This window comes from Azorhizobium doebereinerae UFLA1-100 (genome assembly GCF_000473085.1).
In the GTDB taxonomy this organism is placed as follows: domain Bacteria; phylum Pseudomonadota; class Alphaproteobacteria; order Rhizobiales; family Xanthobacteraceae; genus Azorhizobium; species Azorhizobium doebereinerae.
Genome location: NZ_AXBA01000004.1, coordinates 130,661 through 154,843, shown reverse-complemented (window position 1 = coordinate 154,843; position 24,183 = coordinate 130,661). Strand labels below are relative to the sequence as shown.

The window sequence follows — 24,183 nt, the reverse complement described above, 5'->3', positions numbered from 1 at the left end:
GTTTTTTGGCGGCTGTGCCATATAGGCTGCATACGGCGCCGAAGGCGCGATCAGCGGCAGCTCGCCATCGCCTGATCGACGAAGCCCTCGGAGCTATAGACCCGAAGCCATGCCGCGACGCGACCGGGCTGAGCCCTGCACAGGTCCGTCAGGCGCTCGCGCGAGACCCAGCGCCAGTCCTCGACCTCGTCCGCATTCATCATCACCTCGCCGTCGAAGCGTCCGGCGAAGCCATGCACGACCTCGTCCTCGGTCAGGCCACGTCCGACGCTGCAACGGTATTGCGTGGTCCCGAACCAATGGAGGCTGGGACTGATCCCAAGCTCCTCGCCGAACCGCCGCTGCATGCAGTCCAAAGCCGCTTCGCCGGGCCGCGGATGCGAGCAGCACGCGTTCGCCCAGAGCCCGCCGCTATGATATTTCGTCGCGGCGCGCTTCTGGATCAGCATCTCGCCCGAGCGCGAGAACAGGAAACCCGAGACCGCGCGATGGCGGGCGCCTTCAAGGTGCGTCCGCAGCTTGTCCATGACGCCCAGCTGGGTGTCGTTCGCGTCCACCAGGACGATCAGGTCTTCGCTTGCCATCACGCGCTCCGTCCCTCCCCGGGCCTCATCACACCCGATGCCACCGCAGAATGCAGCGGTCAGCCTCCCCCGGCACCGGCCGGACGCGGCCACTCTTCCTTGTGTCCGAACCCGGCCGTGTTATCGACCATCTTCACATAGTCCGGCACCAGCGCCCAGATCGGGGCCGGGACCGCGCCCACGTCGGGAAAATCGGCGAGGAAAAGAACTTTCGCGTCGTCCGCCTCCCGCCCTTGCAGCATGGTGGACGCGCCTCTGATCTGCACGCCCTGCACGCCGGCAATGTCCCGCCCCTGCGGCGCCACCGTCGCAACCACGGAAGGGTTCGACAGCGCCAGCCGTCCATGCGTCGTATCCAGGCTGGTGACGTAGAGCAGACGCCGCTGCGCCCTGTCGAATGCATAGAAGACGCAGGCCGCCCAGAGCACACCCTCGCCCGCCACCGCGAGCGACATCACGTTGTGTCGGGCGAGGAAACCGTCGATCGTCGGGGTGAATGCCGTGTCCATGGTTCAGAAGATATATCCCCAAAGCGCCGTGACCGGCATGGCGAAGAGCAGCGCCGGCAGCATGTTGGCGACCGGAAAGCTCTTGATGCCGCAGATCCGGAAGCCCGTCGCCAGCATCAGCGCGCCGCCGACCGCGGAGAAATTATGGTTCATCGCCGTGGTCATGATCGGGACGATGAAGATGGCGCCATAGGTCAAACCCAGCAGAACGATGATCTGGGGTATGCAGATGGCGGCCACCGCGAAGCCGAGCGAGGTCGCGAAGATGCCGGCGGTCAGGAGATCCAGCGACGACTTGGCGATCAGGATCGACGGATCGCCCGTCATGCCTTCCTGCATGGCACCGAAAATACCCGTGCCGCTTGCGCAGAAAAGCACCGTGATCGCCACGTACTTCTCCAGGAAGGCCTCGTTGCTGAGGTCCTTCGGCTTGGGCAGGTATCGCGCCAGAAGCGAGTTCAGCGCCTCTGCGACGGCGCCGATGCCCCGCTCCAGATAGATCAGTTCGCCGAGGATCGCCCCCAGCAGCAGCGAGATCACCATCACGCCGATGGTTTCCACGCGGACGATCAGCACCACGCCCATGGCCATGGACGCCGCCCCGAAGGTCATCGGCATGGCCGTCCTCAGGCGCTCCGGCAGGCGCGTCCCGAGCGCCGCCCCGACCACACCGCCGATGAGGACGGCGCTTGCATTTATGACTGAGCCAATCATCTTGGCTTCCCCTTACTTTTCGAGAGTGAGAGCCGGCACCGTCTCGCCCCAGCGGGGGAGCTCCTGCGTATGGATGCCCAGAAGGCCGATGGCCCGGGCGACGCTGTGCCTGATGATGTCGTCGGTGGTCTTTGGCCCGGCATAGATCGCCGGCACCGGCGGGAATACGATGGCTCCATACTCCGTGACCGCCTGCATGTTGCGCAAGTGACCAAGATGGAGCGGCGTCTCGCGTGCCATCAGGACGAGGCGCCGGCGCTCCTTGAGGACCACGTCCGCGGCGCGCGTCACCAGATTGTCGGTGACGCCGGAGGCAATGGCACCCAGCGTATGCATCGAGCAGGGTGCGATGATCATGCCGAGCGTGCGGAACGAGCCGCTGGAAATCGGCGCGCCCAGCGCCCCCGGCGCATGGCAGTAGGCGGCCATCTGCTCGACCTCGGCGCGCGTCACGCTGGTCTCGTGCTGGCGGGTGAGATCGGCGCCCTTCGACATCACGAGATGCGTCTCGACGCCGGCATCATTCAGCAGGCGAAGGGCTTCCAGGCCGTATTGGAAGCCGCTGGCTCCGGTGATGCCAACGACGACGCGGTCCTTTTCCATTTCGGCTTCTCCTGTCCGTTGGGAATGGGGCGGGGACGCGGCTGCGCGCGGCAGATGGCCCCCGCCCGAAGCTGCTCAGGTTTCCGGGAACAGATCCGGCGCGAAGGGCCGCGGATCGACATCGCGGAACGGCGCCCGGGCGAACTTCTCGCGCATCTTCCAGGGATAGGTGCAGTCGAAGATCGTCTTGCAGGTCACGCCCCTGGCCGGGATCGTGGTGCTGTAGTCGGGCGACTGGGAGGGATCGAGGACATGGCCCGTGACGCCGGGCAGGAACATCGTGTCCATGTCGCCCTGGTAGCGTGTCTGCATCGCCCACAGCACATCGTTGCTGTCGAACGGATCGACATCGTCATCCACGAGGATCACGTTCTTCAGTTCGCGATAGATGGCGAGCGCGATGATCGCCGCCTGCCGGGCACGCCCCTGGTCCAGGGCACTCTTCTGTGAGACCTGGATCACCGCGAGGAACTTTCCCCCGCCCGCCGTGTGGGCGTAGACATTCTTCACGAAGCCCGGAAGCGCCTTCTCGCAAGCGTTGTAGATGCTCGCCTCGGTCGGGATGCCGGCAAGGTTGGTGTGCTCCTCTCCCGGCCCCACCAGGGTTTGCAGGATGGCGTTGTGCCGCATGGTGACGGCCTTCACCTTGATCACCGGCAGCGAGGGATTGGCCGGGCCGTCATAGCCGGGAAACTCCGGCATGGCATGGCCGCTGTCGGTGTTGATGTCTTCCCGGATGCGCCGGCCGGGCAGGATCTCACCCTCGATGACGATCTCGGCGCGCGCGATCGAATGCTGCTTGACCGTCAGAGCCGGCACCAGCTCGACAGGGCGCCCACGCAGGCCGCCGGCGACCGACAGTTCGTCGAAGCCCAAGGGAGTGGTCGGCGCCTCGAAGCAGGAGCCGATGGCGATCGCCGGATCGAGCCCCATGTTGATGGTCACCGGCAAGGGCTGCCCGTTCGCCTCGGCCTTCTCCCGGAAGGCATCGATATGACGGCCGGGCGCGAAGAAGATCGACAGTTCATCTCGCCCCTGCACGCAGAGGCGGTGAATGGTGACGTCCGTATGCCCGTTCTCCGGATCGGACCCCAGCACCAGGCCCAGGCAGAAATACGGGCCGGCATCCTGCTCCGTATTGGTGGGCGCCGGCAGCAGGGTTCGCAGATCGAAGGACGGATCGTCGGCGCGGAACACCTGCTCCTGGCAGGGCGCGCCCTTGCCATCGATGATCACCGGCTGGATCGCGTTGTCGACCGCGGCGCCCATATGCTGGGCCAGTTGCTCAGGCTTGGTGCCGAGCAGGGCCGCCACGCGAGAGCGGTCGGCCATCACGCCGACCAGCACGCGCGACCCGGGAAAGCCCTTGATGTTCTCGAACATCATCGCCGGCCCCGTGCGGGTCGGACGCATCACGGTGCCGCCGGCCCCGATGCGCTTGTAGACCCCCGCCAGCTCCGCATGCGGATCGACGAGATGATCGGTGGTGCGGAACTGGCCCGGCAGGGTCTTCAGCCGCTCGATCGCCGAGCGGAGATCGAGAACCGCGCCCGCGTCCGCCATGGGCATCTTAGTCGGTGCATTCATGGGTCATGCCTCCTTTGCTGCGGCGCACAATGGGAGGCTCTTCTCGCAAGATCGATATACATGATCTCGCATTATTGATAAGTTTACCCTTATGGATTCACGTCTCACCGACGTCTCGCTCCGCCGCCTCCAGGTCTTCCTGGTGGTCTGCGATACGCTGCACATGGCCCAAGCCGCGGAACGACTAGGCGTCGCGCAACCGGCGTTGAGTCAGCAAATCCATGCCCTTGAGCGCGCGCTCGGCGTTGAGCTTTTCCATCGTCGCAAGCGCGGCATCGATCTGACCGCGGCCGGAGAGGCGTGTCGCACGGAAGCCGAACGGCTGTTGTCGCTACATGCTGGCGCCATTGAGACCGTTCGCCGCATCGGGCGGGGCGAGATGGGGCGGCTCACGCTCGGCTATGTGGCCTCGGCCATGTTCGAGCCACGGTTTCCCGCGCAGTTGAAGCGGATGCGCAACGCCTTTCCGGACGTCGAGCTCGATCTTCGGGAGGGCAGCATCTCCGCGCTGCTCGCCGGCGTGGAGGCCGGCGACATCGATGTGGCTCTGGTGCGCGCACCCATCGTCGCCAGCACACTCCTGCGCCACCAGCTTCACTCCGGCCAGGATCTGGTGGTGATCCTCCAGCCCGGACATCCGCTTGCCAAACTGCCGAAGATCCCCATCGCGCGGCTCGCGCCGGAGCCGATGATCGGGTTTCCGGATTCGGAGAAGGTCGGCATCATGCGGGTGGCGCAGCAACTCGCCGCCGCCGAAGGGGCGCAACTGCACGTGCGGTGGAGGGTGGCCGAGATCGGCAGCATCCTGGGCCTGGTCGCCGCCGGTCTCGGCTTCGGCATCGTTCCGAAGAATATCGCCCTGCTCGCCGGCGCCGAGATCGTCTCGCGCCCCCTGGCGACATCCGGCGCGCGGGCGGAACTGTGGCTGGTGTGGCGCGAAGACAGGGAGACACCGGCCCTGCTCCAGTTCCTCAAGATCGCGACACCGCAGGACAAGCCGGAACGCGTCCGGACATGAGCGCCGGGATCGTGGCCGAAGATCGCCTAACCGGACCGGCCGCCCTTCCCCGCGAGGCGCCGGGCGCTCATGGCCCGGCGGCAGCCGCTCAGAACGATACCCGCGCGGACAGCAGCGCCTCCAGCGGATCGCCGATCTCCACGCCCAGGTTGGTGGCTTGCGTCGAGGTGTAATAGGTGGTGTCGAAGATGTTCTTCACGTTCAACTGCACCGTGATCGGGTTCTTGGCCTGGATGGTGTAGGCGATGAGCGCATCGAACACCGTGTAGGCCGGCAGCCAGAAATCATTGGCCGGATCGCCGGGGGCACGGCTGCGGCCATGCATGCCGCCGCCCACCTTGAGGCGGTTGTCGCCCCAGACCTTGCCGAAGTCATAGGTGGCGAACAGCGAGTAGGTATGCCGCGCCACGTTGGTCGGCGTATTGCCCTGGTAGTCGGGATCCTCGACGACGACCGCGTCGGTATAGCCATAGCTGGCGATGAGGTTGATCCTGTCCGTCACCGCGCCGGCGACGTCGAACTCGAAGCCCTGGGAACGCACCTTGCCGGCGGTCCGGGCATAGCTCTCGCCACCGATGACCTCGGTGTAGAGCACATTCTCCTTCTCGATGTCGAACACCGCCGCCGTTGCGGTGAGGCCCTTCAGCATGTCGAATTTCACGCCCGCCTCATAGGAAACGCCGGTCTCCGGCGGCAGGTTGCCGATGTAGCTGGCGATCGAGGTCTGCGGCACGAAGGACGTGGCATAGTTGGCATAGAAGGACAGCTTGTCCGTCGCCTTGTAGACAATGCCCGCCCGCGGCATGAACTCGCTGCCGTCCGCCTCGGTGTTCAGGTTGAACGGGCGGCCCTTGCCGGCCATCTGGTCATAATATTGGAAGCTTCCGCCCGCCACGACGATCCACTGGTCCGTCAGATAGAGCGCATCCTGAGCATAGCCATTATAGACCGATTGCTGGGTCGTCTGGTCGCTGTCGCTGGCCGATACCGTCGTGCAGGGCGAAAGCTGGCCGTAGACCGGCCGGTAGATGTTGAAGCCGGTGCGGTTGGCGCAGCGGATCATGTCGGTGCGCAGCAGGTCGTAATAGTTATAGGAGGCGCCGAACAGCAGCTCGTTCTTGAAGCCGGCGATATTCACCGTGCCGGCGAGATCGGCGCGCACGTTGTGGTCGTACTGGGTGGAATCCTGCGTGGCATCGGCGCGGCGGGTGAGTGCGCCGGTCGTCGCATTGTAGGCGATCACCCGCGACTGGTTGTCGGAATAGATGTCCCGGCTGTAGCCGTAGTTGACCTTCAGCTTCCAGTTGTCACTGAGCTGGCGCTCAGCGTTGATCTGGAACAGATCCGAGGAGCCCTCGGTGACGTTATAGGCCTCGTCGAAGCGGGTGCGGCGGTCCACATTCACCGCCTTGCCGGTATTGAGGTCGAAGATCGTGCCGCGGTCGAACGGCACCGTATAGTCGCGATGGGTGTAGGCGACCGTCACCGTCGCGTCCTCGCCATACCAGCTCACCGAAGGGGCGAAAACATTCTGGCGGGTGGTGCCGAAATTCCGCCAGTAGTCGGTGTCCTGGTATTCGGCGATGAGGCGGTAGGCGAAATTGGTGCCGGCGACGGGCCCGGTGATGTCGAAATCGGCATAGCCGCCGCCGAAGCTGGATAGCGTGCCGCCGAGGGAGCCGCCGAAGGTCTGCTGCGGCGTCTTGGTGATGATGTTGATGATGCCGCCCGGCTCCTGGATGCCATAGAGCGTGGATGCCGGGCCCTTCACCACTTCCACACGGTCGGCGGTGGCATTGAAGCTGCGCGGCCACACGCTGCGCAGGCCGTTGGTCAGCACGGAGCCGTCGCGATTGTCGCCGAACCCGCGCCGGATGAAGGCATCCTGCGTGCCGCCGAGCGTGTTGGCCTGGGTGACATTGCTCACATTCGCCAGCACCTGGTCGAGCGTGCGGGCATTCTGGTCGACGATCACCTCGTTGGTGACGACATTCACCGCCTGGGGAATGTCCAGGATCGGCATTTCGGTCAGCGTCGCGGTGGAGGTGGCGATGGGCTGGAAACCCTTGGTCTCGCCGCCCCCGGCTTCCGCCTGCACCACCAGCGTGGTCAGCATCACCTCATTGTCGCCATTAGCAACGGATGGCGATGGCGCGCTTTGCGCCATCGCCCCGCCGGTCATCGCGACCTGCGCAAGCATCACCGCCGAAAGAGGCAGACGCCAAGACGCCCGGCGCTTCACTACCGAAATAATCATCACCACAGCCTCAATGACACCGCGTGTTCCGGGCGGCCACAGAGGCATCCGCATCCGAATCCACACGAGCCGGATATCCCAGTCGTGGGAACGATGTTTCAAACGGGGCTGTAGTAGTAAAATCTGGAAACAATCCAGGCCAGGCTTCAGGCATTGTTCTATTCGATTCTAAACTAGACGAATGTTGATAAACGCCACATCGCGGGCATGCAGGGATGATTGAAAGGGGCATATGCTGGTCGGCGCGCCGGCGGGCAGAAGCCATCAGATTTACATTAGAATAAATAAAAATAGCGACTAAGATCCACAACCTCCCGATGAAAAATGAACGTATCCATTGCGTAATCGCTGCCGATGGCGATTATCGCGGCGATGCAAAAATTGACTACTACATGCGACCATCACAGAGATAGTCCGGTTCGTGGCGGACCATGCGGACGCGCCGCAGGCGCACCACGACCGCGGGGATAGGCTTCGGTGTTCGCGTTCGGGAAACGCCGGTTTGGAAATGATGCCGTCGCCCCCATGGCCCAACGGCCGCCGGCGCCCGAGGTGGCCTGTATCAGCCTCGCTGTCGACGCGCTCACGGCCGGCTACGGCACCCGCCTCGTCGTCGACGACATCTCCTTCCGCGCCGCGACGGGCCGCATGACGGCGCTCATCGGCCCCAACGGCTCGGGCAAATCCACCTTGCTCTCCGCCATGGCCCGCCTGCTCAAGCCGTTCGGCGGCGCCGTGCGTCTCGACGGCCGCTCGATCCACCACATGCCCACCAAGGCGCTGGCCCGCGAGCTTGGCATCCTGCCGCAGAGCCCGCTCGTACCGGAGGGGCTCACCGCCTACGACCTCGTCTCCCGCGGCCGCTATCCGCACCAAGGAGTGCTAAAGCACTGGAGCGCGGCGGACGAGGCGGCGGTCGAGGCGGCCATGCGCCTGACCGGCACGCTCGATTTCGCCCGCCAGCCGATGGACACGCTCTCGGGCGGGCAGCGCCAGCGCTGCTGGATCGCCATGGCCATGGCCCAGGAGACCCGGGTCATCCTGCTGGACGAACCCACCACCTTTCTCGACCTGCGCTATCAGGTGGAGGTGCTGGAGCTGCTGCGCCACGTCACCCGGGCCCATGCCCGCACCGTGGTCGTGGTGCTGCATGACCTCAACCTTGCCCTCGCTTATGCCGATACTGTGATCTGCCTGAAGGAGGGGCGCATCCGCGCCGTCGCGGAAGGCGGCGTCGGCCTGACGCCGGAGGGCGTGGAAGACATTTTCGGTCTGCCGGTGGCCACCGTCCCACATCCCCAGACGGGGCAGCCGTTGTTCGTGCCGCTGGCAGGGCGGCGGAAGGAGGCCCCGTGACCCTGGCTCGGACCGGCACCTTCGCCCGGCGTCGATCCTCGCCTCTTCGCCTCCTGCGTCACGCCACGCTCGCAGGCGCGCCGGTGTTGCTCGTCGCCCTCGCCATCGCCCATCTTGGCTTCGGCGCGCGCGCCATCGGCCCGCGGACGGTGATCGAGGCCCTCGTCGCCTTCGATCCTGCCAATTTCGACCACAAGGTCGTGGTGGAACTGCGCATGCTGCGGCTGTTGTCCGGCGTGCTGGTCGGCGCGGCGCTCGGCGTCTGCGGCGCGGTCCTCCAGGCTGTCACGCGCAACCCGCTGGGTGAGCCTCACGTGCTGGGGCTCAATGCCGGAGCGACGCTGGCGGTGGTGAGCACCCTCACGCTCGGCCCCTTCCTCGGTGCCCATCTTTCTCCGCTGCTCATCACCCTGGCGCGTCCGCTCGTTGCCGCGGCCGGCGCCGCGGCCATGTTCGGCCTCGTCATCGCGCTGGCCTCGGCGGGGCGGCACGGCCTCACCCCGCTCAAGGTGACGCTGTGCGGCGTCGCCTTGTCCAGCTTCGCCGCAGCGCTGACCTCGGTGCAGCTCATCCTTGACGACCAGACCCTGGCCACCATGCGCCTATGGCTCGCCGGCGACCTGTCGGGATTGTCCTATGGCGCGCTCGTCGGCGCCCTGCCCGCGGTGCTCGTCGGCCTGTCCATCGTCTTCGCTTTGGCCGGGCGCTTCAATGCCATGGCCCTTGGCGACGGCGTTGCGAGCGGGCTCGGCGTCGATCTCGTGCGCACGCGGCGCGCCGGCCTCGCGGCGGCGGGCCTCCTGTGCGGCGCCGCCGTGTCGCTGGCGGGACCGATCGGCTTCGTGGGCCTCGTCGTCCCGCACGTGGTGCGCAGCTTCATCTCCCGTGACCTGCGCCTGCTCATCCCGCTCTCGGCCGTGCTGGGCGCGAGCCTCCTGCTCGCCGCCGATCTCGCGGCCCGCAGCCTCGTTGCCCCGCGCGAACTCGCCACCGGCGCCGTCACCGCCCTCGTCGGCGTGCCGGTGTTCCTCGCCCTGGCCGCACGGAGCCGCTGATGCCCGCGCCCGCGCAGATTGCCGGCTATCGGCGGATCGTTCTCGGGCCGCTCAGCTTGCGCATCCGGCCCCGCCCTCTGTTCGCTTGCGGCGTGCTTGCCCTCGCTCTGCTCGCCGCCGCCACCTGGGCGCTGATGCGAGGCAGCCTGCCGCTGCCGGCCGGTGACGTCCTGGCGGCCCTGACCGGCGGGCGAGCCACGCCGCAGGCCGTCCACATCGTTCGCGAGGTGCGGCTGCCGCGCGTGCTCCTGGCGATGCTGGTGGGCGCGATGCTGGGCCTTGCCGGCGCGGCCATGCAGACGCTGACCCGCAACGGCCTGGCCGATCCCGGCCTCATCGGCGTGAAAGAAGGCGCCAGCATCGCCGTTCTCATCGTCGTTTTCGGTGCCCCGGGCCTTGCCCTTGTCTGGCGCCCGCTGGCGGGAATGGCTGGCGGGCTCGGGGCAGCGCTCGCCGTGTGCCTTCTGGCCCGCGACCTCTCCGGCCTGCGTTTCGTGCTCGTGGGCATCGGCTTGTCGTGGCTGCTCTCCGCGGCCCTGCTCGTCTTCCTCACCACGGCGGACATCAACGACGTGGAAACCGCACTCGTCTGGCTGGCGGGCAGCCTTCACGCCGCCGCGTGGCCGGCTCTGCCCGGCGTCGCGCTGTGGGGCACGGTGGGAGCGCTCGCGCTGGCCTTCACCGCCCGCGCGGCCGACACCGCCTTGCTGGGCGATGCCGCCGCCCGTGGCCTCGGCGTCCGGCTGAACGGGCTGAATGTCGTCCGGCTTGGCAGCTCGGTGCTGATGACCGCCGCCGCCGTCTCCTGCGCCGGCAGCCTCGGCTTCGTGGGGTTGATGGCGCCGCACATGGCCCGCCTCGCCGTCGGCGGCAGCCAGACGGCGCTTCTGGCCGGCAGCGCGCTCATGGGCGGCGTCATGGTGCTTGCCGCCGATACGGCGGGGCGCCTCGCCTTCGCGCCGCTGCAGATCCCCGCCGGCATCGTCATGGCGGTGTTCGGCGTCCCCGCCTTCCTTCTGATGCTGTGGCACCGGCGCGACCGGCTGTGACACAAACCGACGAGGCCCTCATGGCTCGCATGCTCCTTCGCCTGTCCGCGCACGCCCTTGCGGCAGCGACGCTGGTCCTTGCCTTCGGTGCCGCCGCCATGGGACAGACACGGCCGTTCACCGACGATCTCGGCCGCACCGTCGCGGTGCCGGAGCACCCGCTGCGCATCGTCTCGCTGCACGATCTCGACATCACCCTGCCGCTGATCGAACTGGGCGTGCTGCCGGTGGCAAGCCACGGCCGGGTGCGCCCCGACGGCACACGCGTCCTGCGCTCGGGCGCCCTGCTGACCGGCGTGGACTTCGACACCGCCCCCATCGCCTTCATCGGTGCCAATGCCGTCGATCTCGAAGCGGTGGCCGCCGCCCGGCCCGACCTCATCATCACCCTCACCACCCGCGACACACCCGTGGAACAGTTGGAGCGGATCGCGCCGACGGTGAGTCTCGACCACCTCAAGGGCGGGCCCGACCGCCTCTACGGCAAGCTTGCCGAACTCACCGGCACCCAGGCCCGCCTTGCCGCGCTCCAGCGTCGCTACCAGACCCAGATCGCGCAGTTGCGGACGTTGGTGGACACCTCGCGCATCACGGTCTCCACCCTGCAGGCCAATCAGGGCAAGCTCACCGTCTTCCACACCGACCGCGCGCTGGGCCAGGTGCTGCGCGATGCCGGCTTCCGCTTCCCGAAGCTCCAGGACGGTATCCCGGCGGGCGGCCGCATGGACGTCAGTGCCGAGCGCCTGCCCGACCTCGATGCCGACCTCGTCTTCAACACCTTCCGCTCCGACCGCCCCGGCGGCCCGGCGGAGGAGACGGCCGCCATGGAGAAGGTCATGCCCGGCTTCTGCCAGGTGCTCAAGGCCTGCCGGGAGGGCCGCTATGTCCTGCTGCCGCGGGACGAGACCATCTCCAACACCTATTCCGCGCTCAATCTCCTGGTGCCGGTGGTGCAGGCCCAGGCGCTCCGCCTGAAGCCGGCTTGGCGGTGAGGTTGGAGCCGCCCTCCGCCTGTGCCAGCATGCCGGCGGACCAGCCGGGAGCGGGCACGAGCCGCATGACGATGCCGTCGCACAGTCGCAAGGGGAAGGTGGACCGCTTCGGCGAGCGCCTGCGGACCAGGGGCGCGGGCCTCTCGCCCAGCCTGAAGGCGGTGGTCGATTATATCGACGAGAACCGCCGCACCATCCTGCGCAAGTCCGCACTGGAGATCGCCGCCGACACCGGCACCTCGGACGCGACCGTCATCCGCGCCATCCAGGCACTGGGTTTCGAGGGCCTGCGCGACCTCAAGCGCACCCTGTCGGGCTTTCTCGGCGAGGTGGTGTCCTCGGTGGACAAGATGTCGTCCACCACCGAGCAGCTCAAGCAGAGCATCGACACCTCCATCGATTTCGTGCGCGACGGCCATCTGGCGGGCATCGAGAAGATCACCGCGCCGGAGAACCGCGCCGCCATCGCCGCCGCCATCGAGCTGATGCGCGGGGCCGAGGGCATCGGCCTGTTCGGCATCGGCGCCTCCGCCATCCTGGCGGACTATGTGGCGCGCCTGCTGGTGCGCAACGGGCGGCATGCCTATGCGCTCAACCGCACCGGCATCGGCCTCGGCGAGCAGTTGCTGGCCATGCGCGGCGGCGACATGCTGATCATGATGGGGCAGGCCAACGCCCACCGCGAAGGCGCGGCAACGCTGGAGGAGGCGCGCAGATTGGGGGTTCCGATGGTCCTCCTGACCGGCTCGGCCTCTCCCGCCTTCGGCAAGCAGGCGCAGGTGATCATCAAGGTGCCGCGCGGCAGGTCGGAGCTGGTGCCGCTGCACGGGCTGGTGCTCATGACCTTGGAAATGCTGGTGATCGGCCTTGCCGCCAGCGAGCCGGAGCGCTCCACGCGCTCGCTGGAGCGGCTGCACGGGCTCTATGAGGACATCCGCAAGCCGCCGCGCGGATGAAAGGATCGCCGCGCGGATGCGTGTGAAAACCCCCGTTTGGCTCCGAAATTCACCGATTTACACTACACATCCGCCGACGGCGGCGACGCCCCCTCCTCCGCCGGCCGGGCGGGGGCCAGCAGGCGGGCGGAGTTCATCAGGAAGGCCAGCTCCGACCCCACGTGGATGGAGGCGGCCAGCAGCGGATTGAGGTATCCGAATGCGGCCAGCCCGATGCCCAGCGCGTCCACGGCCAGGGTGCCGGAAAAGTTCTGCCAGATGATCGCCCGGGTCTTCTGGGCGATCCGCAGCGTCTCCACCAGCTTGAACAGGTCGTTGCCAATCAGCACGATGTCCGCGCTCTCCTGGGCGATGTCGGTGCCCGAGCCCATGGCGATGCCGAGGCTGGCCGCCGTCAGCGCCGGGGCGTCGTTCACCCCGTCGCCCACCATGGCCACCACGCGCCGGTCGGCCACCAGCTTGCGGATCCGCGCCAGCTTGTCCTCCGGCAGCATGTCGGCCACCACCTCGCCGATCCCCAGCTCCCGCCCCACATGCTCCGCCACCGCCCGGGTATCCCCGGTCAGGAGGATGGTGCGCACCCCCATGGCGTGCAAAGCGGCGATCGCCGCCTGGGCCTCGGCGCGGATCGGATCGGCGACGATGATCTCGCCGAGATAGCGCCCGTCCGCCGCTACCACGATGTCGGAGCCGACATGGTCCTGGGTCCGGGCCGGCGCGGCGATGCCGGCATCCGCCAGCAGCTTGCGGTTGCCCACCAGGACGGCGCGGCCCTCCACCTGCGCGGCGATGCCGCGCGCCACCGTATAGGTGAAGGCCTGCGCCTCGGGCGGGGCAAGGCCCCGCCGCTCGGCCTCCGCCACCACCGCATGGCCGAGCGGATGCTCCGAGCGCGCCTCGGCCGCCGCCGCCAGCCGCAGCAGGTCGGCCGCGTCCGCGCCCTCCGCCGGCCGGAGCGCGGTGACCATGGGCTGGCCCATGGTGAGGGTGCCGGTCTTGTCGAGCACCACCGTGTCCACCCGCCCCAGCGTCTCCAGATGGATGCCGCCCTTGATGATGGAGCCGAGCTTGGCGGCGCGGCCGATGCCGCCGAGGATGGCCAGCGGGGTCCCGGCCGCGATGCCGCAGGCGCCGGCGACGATGATGACCGAGATGGTGTCGCGGACATTGTGGGTCAGCAGATAGGTCAGCGCAGCGGCGGCGAAGGCCACGTAGACGAGGTAGCCGGCCAGCCGGTCGGCCAGCTTCTGCACCGGCGCCCGGGTCTGCTCCGCCTGCTCCACCGCATCGATGATGCGGCCGTAGCTGGTGTCGCGGCCCACCCGCTCGACGCGGATCTCCAGCAGCCCCATCTGGTTGATGGAGCCGGCGAAGACGGCCGCCCCCTCCCCCTTTTCCGCCGGCATGGATTCGCCGGTGATGCGCGACTGGTCCAGGTAGGAATGGCCGGCGGCCACGGTCCCGTCCACCGGCACCTTCTCGCCCGGACTGACCAGCACGAGGTCGCCCGCCGTCACCTGCTCCAGCGGCAAAGCGAGAACCGCGCCGCCGCGCCGCACGCGGGCGATCTTGGGCACGAAGTCCACCAGATCGCGGATCGCGCCGCGCCCGCGCGCCACCGTGAGGTGCTCCAGCTCCTCGGCCACGAGGACGAAGACGCTCACCACCAGCGCCGTGAAGAATTCCGAGATGGCCGCCGCCGCGAGGATGGCGATGGCCATGGACAGTTCCATGGTCATCCGCCGGGCATAGAGGTTCCGCAGCGCCTCGCTGAAGATGGGCCAGCCGGCGAAGGCCAGCGTGAGAACGCCGATGAGGCTCACCTGCGGGATGGGCTCGTAGACCTTGAACCACACCGCCGCCGCGCCGAGGATGGCGACCGCGATGCGCAGCACAGCCAGGCGCTCGAACGGGCGATGGTCATGCACGGTCTCGCCGTGCGGCGCCGGGGGATCGGCCCGCCCCGCCGCCGGTTGGCGGTTCGCCATGCTGTCGAGCGTGCTCATGGGTGCTCCCTGTTTCGCGCACAGGTAGCACAGTCTTTAGACGAGTTCTAACCTAAGCTCCCGGCCAACGGAGCGGGCCCCGGCGGCGGATGCCGCCTCTTTCTTAAGCCCTCGGCGGATGCCGCCTCCTCCCCAAGCGGGCGGCGCATGCCGCCTCCCCTCAAGCCGGCGGCGGGGCCAGCAGGGGGCGGATGCGCCACAGCCCCAGCAGGGCGAGGGCGGTGAAGGCGGCGCCGGCCAGGAAGGTGGCCTGCGGGCCGTAGGCGTCCCACAGCCCGCCGGCCGCCACGCTGGCCGCCAGCATCATCACGCCGCCGGCCAGATTGAACAGGCCGAAGGCGGTGCCGCGCAGGTCGGCGGGCGCGGTGTCGGCCACCAGCGAGGCGAACAGCCCCTGGGTGAAGCCCATGTGCAGCCCCCAGAACGCCACGCCGAGCAGGGCGAGGGGGATGGTGTCCCCCAGCGCCAGGACGAGGTCGGCGACGATCAGGAAGGCGACGCCCACCGCCAGCACCCCGCCGCGGCCGAGCTTGTCGGACAGCACGCCGGCCGGATAGGCGGCCAGCGCATAGACCACGTTCATCACCACCATGATGGCCGGGATCAGCGCCAGGGACAGCCCGACATTCTGCGCCCGCAGCACCAGGAAGGCCTCGGAGAAGCGCGCCAGCGTCAGCACCGAGGACACCGCCACCACGGCCCAGAAGGCCGGCGGCAGCCGCCCGGCATCGGCGAAGCGCAGCCGCGCCTTGCGCTCCGCAACATGGCGCGCCGGCTCCTCGACGCCGAGCACCAGCAGGGCCACCGCCGCGAAGGCCGGAATGACGGCGATCCAGAACACCAGCTTGAAATTGTCCGACGACAGCGCCATCAGGGCGATGGCGGCGAGCGGGCCGACGAAGGCGCCGATGGTGTCGAGCGACTGGCGCAGGCCGAAGCTCGCGCCCCGCACCTCGGGCGGCGTGAGGTCCGCCACCAGGGCGTCGCGCGGCGCGCCGCGAATGCCCTTGCCCACGCGGTCCACGAAGCGGGCGGCGACCAGCCACCCCACGGTGCCGGCCAGCGGGAACACCGGCTTGGTGACGGCGGCGAGGCCATAGCCGATGGCCGCCAGCAGCTTGCGGCGGCCGAGCCAGTCGGACAGAGCGCCGGAGAACACCTTGGTGATGCTCGCCGTGGCCTCCGCGATGCCTTCGATGATCCCGACCGTCAGGGTGGAGGTGCCGAGCACGGCGACCAGATAGACCGGCAGGAGGGCGTGGATCATCTCCGAGGAGATGTCCATGAACATGGACACGAAGCCGAGCATCCACACGCCACGGGGGATGCGCGACAGGCGGGAGGGACGATCGACGCGTGCCATGGACGTCACCTCGGGGCGGGCGGGACTGGGGCGGGCGGAGAGCGGCGGAAGCAGCGACCGCACGCCGGCTTGGTCCCGGCGCGCGTCTCCCGTCCGGCGACGGGTATAGCCTCCGGCGGCGCCGTCCGCACCCCGCCGTGCCCCTCGCCCGCGCGGCTATCCACCGCGCCGGCCCTCCAGCGGTGCGCGCCCCGGCGGCCCTTGGCCTGAGCAGCCCTTGGCCTGAGCAGCCCTTGGCCTCAGCAGTCCTCGGTCTCAGCAGCCCTCGGCCTCGGCGTCTCCCGTCCTCAGCGTCCCTTCTCTTGCCGCCAGGCGGCAAAATCCACCTTGGTCTGCTCTTCCGTCGCCGGGTAGAGGCCGACGATGGCGCGTCCCTCCAGCACCTTCTCGGTGACGAAATCCTCGAACGCGGTCATCTCGGTGGCCTCGTCCGCCAGTTCGTCGGCCAGATGCGCGGGGAGGATGATGACCCCCTCCCCGTCGCCCACCACGACGTCGCCGGGAAACACCGGGGCATCGCCGCAGCCGATGGGCACGTTGATGTCGATGGCCTGGTGCACGGTGAGGTTGGTCGGGGCGGCGGGGCGCTGGTGATAGGAGGGGATGGCGAGCGCGGCGATCTCCGGGCTGTCGCGGAAGCCGCCGTCGGTGACGATGCCGGCCACCCCGCGCATCATCAGCCGCGCCACCAGGATCGACCCCGCCGAGGCGGCCCGCGCATCCTTGCGGCTGTCCACCACGAACACCGCGCCGGGCGGGCAGTCCTCCACCGCCTTGCGCTGGGGATGGGCGCGGTCAAGGAAGACGGTGATGGGGTTCAGGTCCTCGCGCGCCGGCATGTAGCGCAAGGTGAAGGCCGGGCCGACCATGTTCTCGCCCTTGAAGCCCAGCGGGTGGACGTTCTGGATGTACTGGTTGCGGAAGCCGCGCTTGAACAGAGCGGTGGCCAGCGTGGCGGTGCTGACGTGCTTCAGCTTCTCGCGGGTCTCGGGGGAGAGCATCGGTTTCACTCCGGGTTCGGCGGATGCGGGATCAGAAGACGGGAGATCGGAAGACGGGGGATCAGAAGATGACGGGCTCGGGCACCGGCGGGCCGAAATCGGTGCGCAGGAAATCGAAGTCGCAGCCCTGGTCGGCCTGGGAGATGTGCTGGGAGAACATCCAGCCATAGCCCCGCCCGTAGCGCGGCGCGGGCGGCGGCAGCGCGGCGCGGCGGCGGGCCAGTTCGGCCTCCGGAACCTCCAGCGAGATGGTGCGGTTGGGCACGTCCACGGAAATGATGTCGCCGGTCTCCACCAGCGCCAGCGGCCCGCCCACGTAGGATTCCGGCGAGACGTGCAGGATGCAGGCGCCGTAGGAGGTGCCGCTCATGCGCGCGTCCGAGATGCGCACCATGTCGCGCACGCCCTGCTTCACCAGCTTCTTCGGGATCGGCAGCATGCCCCATTCCGGCATGCCCGGCCCGCCCAGCGGCCCGGCGTTGCGCAGCACCAATACGGTGTCCGCCGTCACGTCGAGGTCGTCTCGGTCGATATTGGCCTTGAGCGCGGGATAATCGTCAAACACCAGCGCCGGCCCGGAATGGGTGAGCAGGTGCGCGGCGGCGGCGGAAGGCTTCATCACGCAGCCGTCGGGAGCAAGATTGCCCTTCAGCAGCGCCAGCGCGCCTTCCGCATAGATGGGGTTGTCCAGCGGGCGGATGACGTCGTCATGATAGACCTCCGCCCCTTCCAGGCACTCCGCCCAGGTCTTGCCCGAGACGTTGATGAGCGACAGGTCGAGATGGGGCTTCAGCCGCGTCAGCAGGCCCAGCAAGCCGCCGGCATAATAGAAATCCTCCATCAGGTAGCGCTCGCCGCTGGGGCGGATGTTGGCGATCACCGGCACCTTGCGGCTGGCGGCGTCGAAATCCTCCAGACCGATGGGGTGGCCGGCGCGGCGGGCCATGGCGATGATGTGGATGACCGCATTGGTGGAGCAGCCCATGGCCATGGCCACATTGATGGCGTTGCGGAACGCGCCCTCGGTCTGGATCCTGTCCGGTGTGAGGTCCTCCCACACCATCTCCACGCTGCGCCTTCCTGCCGCCGCGCACATGCGGATGTGGTTGGCGTCCGCCGCCGGGATGGACGAGGCCCCCGGCAGCGTCATGCCGATGGCGTCGGCCAGCGCGGTCATGGTGGAGGCGGTGCCCATGGTCATGCACACGCCGTAGGAGCGGGCGATGCCCACCTCCATCTCCGCCCAGTCCTTGTCGGAGATATTGCCCGCCCGGCGCTCGTCCCAGTATTTGAAGGCGTCCGAGCCGGAGCCCAGCACCTTGCCGTGCCAGTTGCCGCGCAGCATGGGGCCGGCGGGCACATAGATGGCCGGCACGCCGGCGCTGGTGGCGCCCAAAAGCAGGCCCGGCGTGGTCTTGTCGCAGCCGCCCATGAGCACCGCGCCGTCCACCGGATGGGAGCGGATCAGCTCCTCCGTCTCCATGGCCAGGAAGTTGCGGTAGAGCATGGTGGTGGGCTTCACCTTGCTCTCGGACAGCGAGATGGCGGGCAGTTCCACCGGAAAGCCGCCGGCCTGGAGGATGCCGCGCTTCACATCCTCCACCCGCTGCTTGAAATGGGCGTGGCACTGGTTGAGATCGGACCAGGTGTTGATGATCGCGATCACCGGCTTGCCGCGATATTCCTCGGGCGCGTAGCCCATCTGGCTCATGCGCGAGCGGTGGCCGAAGGAGCGGAAATCGTCGGGCTCGAAATAGCGCGCGCTCCGCAGCTGGTCGGGCGTCTTGGTCATGGCGATGCTCGTGTCTGGAGTGTTCGGGCGCTCAGTGCTGGAGGCCCCATTTGAGGACCGTGCGGCGCTCGATGGTGCGGAAGATGAGGTTCTCCACCACCAGGCCGATGAGGATGACGGTGAGCAGGCCGGCGAAGACGGCGGGGATTTCCAAGAGGTTGCGGTTCTCGAAGATGAACCAGCCGAGCCCGCCCTGGCCGGAGGAGACGCCGAACACCAGCTCGGCCGCCACCAGCGTGCGCCAGGCGAAGGCCCAGCCGATTTTCAGCCCGGTGAGGATGGAGGGGAAGGCCGCCGGAATGAGGATCTTGCGGATGTAAGCGAAGCCCGTGAGGCCGTAGTTGCGCCCCACCATGCGCAGCGTCTCCGACACCGCGCGGAAGCCGGAATGGGTGTTGAGCGCCACCGGCCACAGCACCGAATGCACCAGGATGAACACCAGGCTGCCGTTGCCGAGGCCGAACCAGATCAGCGCCAGCGGCAGGAGCGCGATGGCCGGCAGCGGGCTCAGCATGGCGGTGACGGTTTCGAGGAAATCCGAGCCGGTGCGGGTGTTGATGGCGAGGATGGTGAGCAGCCCCGCCAGCACCACGCCGACCGAATAGCCCATCAGCAGCACCTTCAGCGACGCCCACGCCCGCGCCGGCAGGATGCCGTTGGCGATGTTCTCGGCCAGCGCCTGCACGGTCTCGGTGAGGGTCGGGAACAGCAGCGGGTTGTCGAGCCAGCGCCCGTAGATCTCCCAGATCAGCGCCAGGACGAGGATGATCGTGGTCTTGCGCACCACGCTCATGTCCCAGGCGGCTTCCAGCACGCCGACCTTGCGCTGCACCTCGGCGGTGGCGGGGCCGGCGGCTTCGCGCAGGATGATGCGCGGGGCGGCGGGGGTGGTGGAGGTGACGGACATGTTGCTCACTCCCCGTGGCCGGTTTCGGCGAACAGAAGCGCGTGGATCTCGCGCTCCAGCCGGCCGGCGCTGCCGTCGGCCACGCTGGCCTTGTCCACGTCCACCACCTCCGCCTTGACCCGGCCGGGATGGGGCGAGAGCAGCAGGATGCGATTGCCGATGCGGATCGCCTCGGCGATGGAATGGGTGACGAACATCACCGTGAAGCGCGTCTCCTCCCAGAGCTGGATCAGCTCGTCCTGGCAGGTGCGCCGGGTCAGCGCGTCGAGCGCGGCGAACGGCTCGTCCATGAGCAGGATGTCCGGCTCCATGGCCATGCCGCGGGCAATCGCCACGCGCTGCTTCATGCCGCCGGACAAAGTGTGCGGATAGCTGTCGAGCGCGCGGGTGAGGTTGACCTTCTCGATATAGTGGCGGGCCTTCTCCTCCGCCTCCCTGCGCGGCAGGCGGCGGGCGTCGGTGAGCGGGAACATGACGTTCTCCAGCACCGTCTTCCAGGGCAGCAGCTGGTCGAACTCCTGGAACACCATCATCCGGTCCGGCCCCGGCGCGGTGACGCGGCGGCCCTTGATGGTGATGGCGCCCTCGCTCGGCGCGATATAGCCGCCCACCGCCTTCAGCAACGTGGACTTGCCGCAGCCGGAGGGGCCGAGCAGCACGAAGCGGTCCGACGTGTTGACCTGGAACGAGACGCGCTCGGTGGCGGTGATGACGAGGCCGGGCGTCTTGTAGCGCAGGGTCACGGACGCGACGTCGAGCAGCGGTTCGGCCATGGAGCGGTCCTGGGCATGAGGCCGGGCGCGGCCTTCAACGCGGTCTTCCGGGGCACGGCCGGCGCGCGGCGCGGGGCCGGTGCGCGCCAGCTCAGCTGCCGGGGAGGTCATGGGCCACCGGCAGGTAATAGTCCTTCCAGGACGCCGCCTGGGTCTTGACCGCGCCGATGCGGTTGAGGTGCTGGGCGAATTTCATCGTGCCCTGGGGATAGATGTTCCACTCCATCATCCCCGGCTGCTTCAGCACCTCCAGCAGCTCTTCCTTCGAGGTCTTGTCGCCGGTGACCTCGCGATAGATCTCCACCGCCTCGCCGGTATGGGTTTCGATGAAGGCCTTGGCCTCCTCGGCGGCGTTGCGCAGCGCCTGGATGATCTTCGGATTGGCCTCGGCGAAGGCCGTGGTGGTCATGAACTGGCCCTGGCTCAGCGGCGAGCCGATGATGTCGGCCGAATTGGCGACGATGTGCGCCTCGGGGATCTGCTTGAGCTCATAGGTCTGGAACGGCGGCGCGGCGAAATGGGTCTTCACCTCGTGGCTGGCGTTTTTCATGGCGATGAAAGCGTCGGGATGGCCGAGCTGGACGGTGAGCGGGTCGAACCTGTTCCAGTTCTCCGGCCCGTAAAGCTGGCTCGCGGCGAGCTGGAGCAGGATCGCCTGGGTGGAGACGCGCACGGTGGGCACGGCGATCTTGTCGCCGGGCTCGAAATCCTTCAGCGACTTGATGCGCGGATCGCGGCTGATCAGCAGCAGCGGCTGGGCGGAGCTGGCCACCACGCCCTTCACCTTGCCGCGCGTCTTGTCCCACAGCACCAGCAGCGGGCCGGTGCCGGTGTTGATGATGTCCACCCCGCCGGAGAGCAGCGCGTCCTGCTGCGCGCCGCCGTTGGAGAACGACATCCACTTGGCGGTGACGCCGGGCACGCCGAGCTTCTCCGCATGCTTCTCCAGCAGCTTCTGCTTCTCGATCACGTGGGTCGGCATGTAGAGGATGCCGGGCTGGCGGCTGATGGACACCTCGGTCTTGGCCTGGGCCATCGCGCCGCGTGGGGCGATGGCGAATGCCGCGCCGAGGGCGAGCGCATGCCTGCGGGAGATCATCTGGCGGTCCTCCTTGGTCCACGGCGTCTTGGCGCGCCGCCGCTGCGGAACTGGCGTCCCGCCCCCGCCCATGCGCCGGGTCCTCCGCCCGGAAACCGGGCGGCGGCCTCACGCAGGCTGCGGCAATGGGCTGGGAACGATGGCGTTTCCTCGAATGCGGCTCTGCGGCCGCCGACGGTCGATGCCGCCGGTTTGATGCCTGGACTGAAGCACTAATGCATTAGTGCGTCAAGCACGCCTGTGCTATGAACCGGCGGGAGAACGGAAGGATGTGGCCGGAAGGATGTGGCCAGGAGGGCGAGGACGATGGTGGAATTCTTGGCGGGCCTGCCGGCCCGGTCGCGGGACGGCTCGAAAAGCGGGGCGAGCTTCGTGTGCGAGGTGCTGCGCGCGGAGATCATCTCGCTCGCCCTGGCGCCCGGCGCCGTGCTGTCGCGGCAGGATCTCCAGGCGCGCTTCGGCTTCTCCTCCACGCCGATCCGCGATGCGCTGATGCGCCTCCAGGAGGAGGCCCTGGTGGATGTCTTCCCCCAGCACGCCACCGTGGTCAGCCCCATCGACATCGACCGGGCGCGGCAGGGCCAGTTCCTGCGTCGCTCCATCGAGCTGGAGCTGGTGCGCACGCTGGCGCTGGCGCCGGACGCGGCGCTGGTGGAGAAGCTGCGCAGCCTGATCCGCCAGCAGACCGCCTTCTGCGACCTCGGCGAGCATGTGGCCTTCGCCGCCGCCGACCACGCCTTCCACCGCACCATGTACGACACGCTGGGCATGACCGAGCTGTGGCATCTGGTGCGGCGCCAGAGCGGCCATATCGACCGGCTGCGCAACCTGCATCTGCCCAAGGCGGGCAAGATGCGCGAGATCCTGGCCGCCCACGCCGCCATCGTCGATGCCATCGCCGCCGGCCAGCCGGAGGCGGCCCAGGCGAGCCTGCGCGACCACCTGTCCCGCTCGCTGGAATTCGTCGACAAGCTGCGCCAGTCCCACCCGGACTATTTCAGGGCCTGAGCGACCGCGAGCGGTCGGTCTCTGCGCGGGCGCATCCCCAGGAGGATGGCATTGCCGTTTCGAGGACGGCTGCAAGGCTGATGAAAGCGCGCCGCCGGGCGGGGGAGAAGCAGGAAGCCAGTCATAAAGCGCCCGCCGCACCGGGAAGGCTTGATCCGCGCGCGCCTTCAGGCCACTTTCCCCCCGCTTCACGAGGCATCGGCGGACTTTCGTCGGGGCGCAACCGGCCGATCCACACGGCGCACCACAGGAGCTGACGTGTCAGGAAAGCCAGTGTCCCGCCAAGGACCCAACCGCCAGCAGCGGCCATTGCGCATCACCGGAAGACGAGCATGACGGAAGCTTTCAAGCCCATCGCGGTGCGTCCCCCGGAGGACAATAGGGCGTTGTTCTGGGCGCGCTGCCTGGTGGACCTGCAATTGTGGACCATCGTGCATTTCCTGCGGGAACCGCTCGGCGCGGTGCGCGGCAAAGTGCTCGATGTGGGCGCCGGCCAGGCCCCGTGGAGGGGAATGCTGGCCAAGGAGGTCGACTATACCGGCGTCGATGTGGAGAAGGCCGACGAGTTCGGCATGCTGCGGGTGCCCGGCGTCGTCTATTATGACGGCTCGAAACTACCCATGGCCGACGATAGCTTCGACGCCTTAATGTGCATCGAGGTGCTGGAACATGTCCCCGACCCCGCCGCGCTGCTGGCGGACATGTGGCGGGTCCTGAAGCCCGGCGGGCAGCTGATCCTGACGGTTCCCTGGTCAGCACGCATTCATCACATCCCCCATGACTACAGCCGGTTCACCCGGTTCGGACTGGCCCGGCGCCTCGCCACCGCCGGCTTCGTCGCCCCCGAGATCCGGGAGCGCGGCAACGACATCGCCGCCATCGCCAACAAATTGATCATCCTGACCTTGCGTCTTGTGCGGCCGAAGCCCGCCACGCGGGCTCTCTGGTCGCTGCCGCTCGCGCTGCTGCTGGCACCAGCTACCCTCGGCTTCGTCTTTGCGGCGCATGTCGCGCTCCGCTGCGGCCTTGGGTCCAGGGAGGACCCGCTCGGCTACGGCGTGATTGCATTCAAGCCGAAACCCTCGGCATGAATGACCTCCCCGCACCGAAGACAGTGGCGTGTTATCCGCGCGAGAGAGCGTCGCAGACCTCATGCTGAAATTATGGAACAACCGCATCATCCGCTACGTATTCGTCGGCGGCATGAACACGGTGTTCGGCTTCACCGTCTACACGGTGCTGGCTTTCACCAGCCTTTCCACCTGGATCATTCTCATCATCGCGAACATCGCGGCCATCTCGTTCAACTTTGCCACCACCGGAGGCATCGTGTTCCGCGATCTTCAGCTGCGACGCGCGCCGCGGTTCCTCGCCATCTATGGCATCATCTTCCTGACCTACCTGACGCTCATCCAATGGCTCTCGCCCATGGTCGGCGGGCGCATATGGGCCATGGCCATCATCGTGGTGCCGGTGGCGGCGCTCAACTACGTCCTGCAATCGGCCTTCGTCTTCGGCCGGCGCGCCGGCTAGCGTTTTCCGATAGGCCTGCGA

The 24,183-nt window shown here is 68.0% G+C and carries 22 protein-coding genes; 9 read left to right on the top strand and 13 right to left on the bottom strand.

What is annotated here, in order from left to right; all coding sequences use genetic code 11:
- Positions 1–50: 50 nt before the first annotated feature.
- From idi to YU1_RS0105845, 5 genes are all read right to left on the bottom strand, one after another.
- A complete protein-coding gene (gene idi, locus YU1_RS0105865; RefSeq protein WP_035714152.1) occupies positions 51–584 on the bottom strand; it encodes an isopentenyl-diphosphate Delta-isomerase in 534 nt (177 codons plus the stop codon).
- Positions 585–643: 59 nt separating this feature from the next.
- A complete protein-coding gene (locus tag YU1_RS0105860; RefSeq protein WP_029003266.1) occupies positions 644–1,093 on the bottom strand; it encodes a PNPOx family protein in 450 nt (149 codons plus the stop codon).
- A 3-nt stretch (positions 1,094–1,096) separates the two neighbouring features.
- Positions 1,097–1,807, bottom strand: coding sequence for a DUF554 domain-containing protein (locus YU1_RS0105855; RefSeq protein WP_029003265.1), 711 nt, complete (start codon positions 1,805–1,807; stop codon positions 1,097–1,099).
- Positions 1,808–1,819: 12 nt separating this feature from the next.
- Positions 1,820–2,410: a UbiX family flavin prenyltransferase gene (locus YU1_RS0105850; RefSeq protein WP_029003264.1), complete on the bottom strand. Its 591-nt coding sequence runs from the start codon at positions 2,408–2,410 to the stop codon at positions 1,820–1,822.
- Between the two features lie 75 nt (positions 2,411–2,485).
- Positions 2,486–3,997 (bottom strand): UbiD family decarboxylase, encoded by a 1,512-nt coding sequence (locus YU1_RS0105845; protein ID WP_198018849.1) that lies wholly within the window; start codon positions 3,995–3,997, stop codon positions 2,486–2,488.
- Positions 3,998–4,088: 91 nt separating this feature from the next.
- Between YU1_RS0105845 and YU1_RS31790 the strand changes: the two genes are divergently transcribed.
- Positions 4,089–5,015 carry a LysR family transcriptional regulator gene (locus YU1_RS31790; protein ID WP_084539689.1) on the top strand — a complete coding sequence of 309 codons (927 nt, stop codon included), beginning with the start codon at positions 4,089–4,091 and terminating at the stop codon, positions 5,013–5,015.
- A gap of 88 nt (positions 5,016–5,103) precedes the next feature.
- On the opposite strand, the gene YU1_RS28190 is transcribed toward YU1_RS31790, so the two are convergent.
- On the bottom strand, positions 5,104–7,131 hold the full coding sequence (locus YU1_RS28190; RefSeq protein ID WP_051356543.1) for a TonB-dependent siderophore receptor: 2,028 nt from the start codon (positions 7,129–7,131) through the stop codon (positions 5,104–5,106).
- Positions 7,132–7,797: 666 nt separating this feature from the next.
- Between YU1_RS28190 and YU1_RS0105830 the strand changes: the two genes are divergently transcribed.
- From YU1_RS0105830 to YU1_RS0105810, 5 genes are all read left to right on the top strand, one after another.
- Entirely contained in the window at positions 7,798–8,628 is an 831-nt protein-coding gene (locus YU1_RS0105830; RefSeq protein ID WP_029003262.1) for an ABC transporter ATP-binding protein, read from the top strand.
- The gene (locus YU1_RS0105825) at positions 8,625–9,683 is read left to right on the top strand and encodes a FecCD family ABC transporter permease (protein WP_029003261.1); all 1,059 of its coding nucleotides are present in this window, start codon (positions 8,625–8,627) and stop codon (positions 9,681–9,683) included. Before YU1_RS0105830 ends, YU1_RS0105825 begins: the two co-directional genes overlap by 4 nt.
- Positions 9,683–10,732 (top strand): FecCD family ABC transporter permease, encoded by a 1,050-nt coding sequence (locus YU1_RS0105820; RefSeq protein WP_029003260.1) that lies wholly within the window; start codon positions 9,683–9,685, stop codon positions 10,730–10,732. Before YU1_RS0105825 ends, YU1_RS0105820 begins: the two co-directional genes overlap by 1 nt.
- A 20-nt stretch (positions 10,733–10,752) precedes the next feature.
- Positions 10,753–11,724, top strand: coding sequence for an ABC transporter substrate-binding protein (locus YU1_RS0105815; RefSeq protein WP_084539687.1), 972 nt, complete (start codon positions 10,753–10,755; stop codon positions 11,722–11,724).
- Between the two features lie 71 nt (positions 11,725–11,795).
- Positions 11,796–12,680, top strand: a complete 885-nt coding sequence (locus tag YU1_RS0105810; protein ID WP_245263235.1) for a MurR/RpiR family transcriptional regulator — start codon at positions 11,796–11,798, stop codon at positions 12,678–12,680.
- 62 nt (positions 12,681–12,742) lie between these two features.
- Here YU1_RS0105810 and YU1_RS28185 read toward each other — a convergent pair whose 3' ends face one another.
- The 7 genes from YU1_RS28185 to YU1_RS0105775 form a co-directional block, all read right to left on the bottom strand.
- Entirely contained in the window at positions 12,743–14,686 is a 1,944-nt protein-coding gene (locus YU1_RS28185) for a heavy metal translocating P-type ATPase (protein WP_198018848.1), read from the bottom strand.
- A 160-nt stretch (positions 14,687–14,846) separates the two neighbouring features.
- Complete coding sequence (locus YU1_RS28180) at positions 14,847–16,049, bottom strand: MFS transporter (protein WP_035714029.1); 1,203 nt, start codon at positions 16,047–16,049, stop codon at positions 14,847–14,849.
- Between the two features lie 287 nt (positions 16,050–16,336).
- Positions 16,337–17,050, bottom strand: coding sequence for a ribonuclease activity regulator RraA (locus YU1_RS0105795; RefSeq protein ID WP_035714026.1), 714 nt, complete (start codon positions 17,048–17,050; stop codon positions 16,337–16,339).
- A 61-nt stretch (positions 17,051–17,111) separates the two neighbouring features.
- The gene (gene araD / locus YU1_RS0105790) at positions 17,112–18,842 is read right to left on the bottom strand and encodes an L-arabinonate dehydratase (protein ID WP_035714023.1); all 1,731 of its coding nucleotides are present in this window, start codon (positions 18,840–18,842) and stop codon (positions 17,112–17,114) included.
- Between the two features lie 31 nt (positions 18,843–18,873).
- Entirely contained in the window at positions 18,874–19,749 is an 876-nt protein-coding gene (locus YU1_RS0105785; protein ID WP_035714135.1) for an ABC transporter permease, read from the bottom strand.
- Positions 19,750–19,754: 5 nt separating this feature from the next.
- Complete coding sequence (locus YU1_RS0105780; RefSeq protein WP_029003254.1) at positions 19,755–20,522, bottom strand: ABC transporter ATP-binding protein; 768 nt, start codon at positions 20,520–20,522, stop codon at positions 19,755–19,757.
- A gap of 91 nt (positions 20,523–20,613) precedes the next feature.
- Positions 20,614–21,621, bottom strand: a complete 1,008-nt coding sequence (locus tag YU1_RS0105775; protein ID WP_029003253.1) for an ABC transporter substrate-binding protein — start codon at positions 21,619–21,621, stop codon at positions 20,614–20,616.
- A gap of 306 nt (positions 21,622–21,927) precedes the next feature.
- Here YU1_RS0105775 and YU1_RS0105770 point away from each other — a divergent pair, with 306 nt between their 5' ends.
- The 3 genes from YU1_RS0105770 to YU1_RS0105760 all read left to right on the top strand — a co-directional run bounded on the left by YU1_RS0105770 (position 21,928) and on the right by YU1_RS0105760 (position 24,162).
- Complete coding sequence (locus YU1_RS0105770; RefSeq protein WP_051356542.1) at positions 21,928–22,629, top strand: GntR family transcriptional regulator; 702 nt, start codon at positions 21,928–21,930, stop codon at positions 22,627–22,629.
- Positions 22,630–22,961: 332 nt separating this feature from the next.
- The gene (locus YU1_RS0105765) at positions 22,962–23,720 is read left to right on the top strand and encodes a class I SAM-dependent methyltransferase (protein ID WP_035714021.1); all 759 of its coding nucleotides are present in this window, start codon (positions 22,962–22,964) and stop codon (positions 23,718–23,720) included.
- 61 nt (positions 23,721–23,781) lie between these two features.
- Positions 23,782–24,162, top strand: a complete 381-nt coding sequence (locus YU1_RS0105760; RefSeq protein ID WP_029003250.1) for a GtrA family protein — start codon at positions 23,782–23,784, stop codon at positions 24,160–24,162.
- Positions 24,163–24,183 lie beyond the last annotated feature (21 nt).

Bases quoted from the DNA above. Each gene is read 5' to 3' on its own strand.
- YU1_RS0105780 (WP_029003254.1), bottom strand. From the start codon at position 20,522: ATGGCCGAACCGCTGCTCGACGTCGCGTCCGTGACCCTGCGCTACAAG.
- YU1_RS0105855 (WP_029003265.1), bottom strand. From the start codon at position 1,807: ATGATTGGCTCAGTCATAAATGCAAGCGCCGTCCTCATCGGCGGTGTG.
- YU1_RS0105810 (WP_245263235.1), top strand. From the start codon at position 11,796: ATGCCGTCGCACAGTCGCAAGGGGAAGGTGGACCGCTTCGGCGAGCGC.
- araD (WP_035714023.1), bottom strand. From the start codon at position 18,842: ATGACCAAGACGCCCGACCAGCTGCGGAGCGCGCGCTATTTCGAGCCC.
- YU1_RS28190 (WP_051356543.1), bottom strand. From the start codon at position 7,131: ATGCTGACCACGCTGGTGGTGCAGGCGGAAGCCGGGGGCGGCGAGACC.
- YU1_RS0105775 (WP_029003253.1), bottom strand. From the start codon at position 21,621: ATGATCTCCCGCAGGCATGCGCTCGCCCTCGGCGCGGCATTCGCCATC.
- YU1_RS28180 (WP_035714029.1), bottom strand. From the start codon at position 16,049: ATGGCACGCGTCGATCGTCCCTCCCGCCTGTCGCGCATCCCCCGTGGC.
- YU1_RS0105830 (WP_029003262.1), top strand. From the start codon at position 7,798: ATGGCCCAACGGCCGCCGGCGCCCGAGGTGGCCTGTATCAGCCTCGCT.
- YU1_RS0105820 (WP_029003260.1), top strand. From the start codon at position 9,683: ATGCCCGCGCCCGCGCAGATTGCCGGCTATCGGCGGATCGTTCTCGGG.
- idi (WP_035714152.1), bottom strand. From the start codon at position 584: ATGGCAAGCGAAGACCTGATCGTCCTGGTGGACGCGAACGACACCCAG.
- YU1_RS0105770 (WP_051356542.1), top strand. From the start codon at position 21,928: ATGGTGGAATTCTTGGCGGGCCTGCCGGCCCGGTCGCGGGACGGCTCG.
- YU1_RS31790 (WP_084539689.1), top strand. From the start codon at position 4,089: ATGGATTCACGTCTCACCGACGTCTCGCTCCGCCGCCTCCAGGTCTTC.
- YU1_RS28185 (WP_198018848.1), bottom strand. From the start codon at position 14,686: ATGAGCACGCTCGACAGCATGGCGAACCGCCAACCGGCGGCGGGGCGG.
- YU1_RS0105845 (WP_198018849.1), bottom strand. From the start codon at position 3,997: ATGAATGCACCGACTAAGATGCCCATGGCGGACGCGGGCGCGGTTCTC.
- YU1_RS0105860 (WP_029003266.1), bottom strand. From the start codon at position 1,093: ATGGACACGGCATTCACCCCGACGATCGACGGTTTCCTCGCCCGACAC.
- YU1_RS0105795 (WP_035714026.1), bottom strand. From the start codon at position 17,050: ATGCTCTCCCCCGAGACCCGCGAGAAGCTGAAGCACGTCAGCACCGCC.
- YU1_RS0105765 (WP_035714021.1), top strand. From the start codon at position 22,962: ATGACGGAAGCTTTCAAGCCCATCGCGGTGCGTCCCCCGGAGGACAAT.
- YU1_RS0105815 (WP_084539687.1), top strand. From the start codon at position 10,753: ATGGCTCGCATGCTCCTTCGCCTGTCCGCGCACGCCCTTGCGGCAGCG.
- YU1_RS0105785 (WP_035714135.1), bottom strand. From the start codon at position 19,749: ATGTCCGTCACCTCCACCACCCCCGCCGCCCCGCGCATCATCCTGCGC.
- YU1_RS0105850 (WP_029003264.1), bottom strand. From the start codon at position 2,410: ATGGAAAAGGACCGCGTCGTCGTTGGCATCACCGGAGCCAGCGGCTTC.
- YU1_RS0105760 (WP_029003250.1), top strand. From the start codon at position 23,782: ATGCTGAAATTATGGAACAACCGCATCATCCGCTACGTATTCGTCGGC.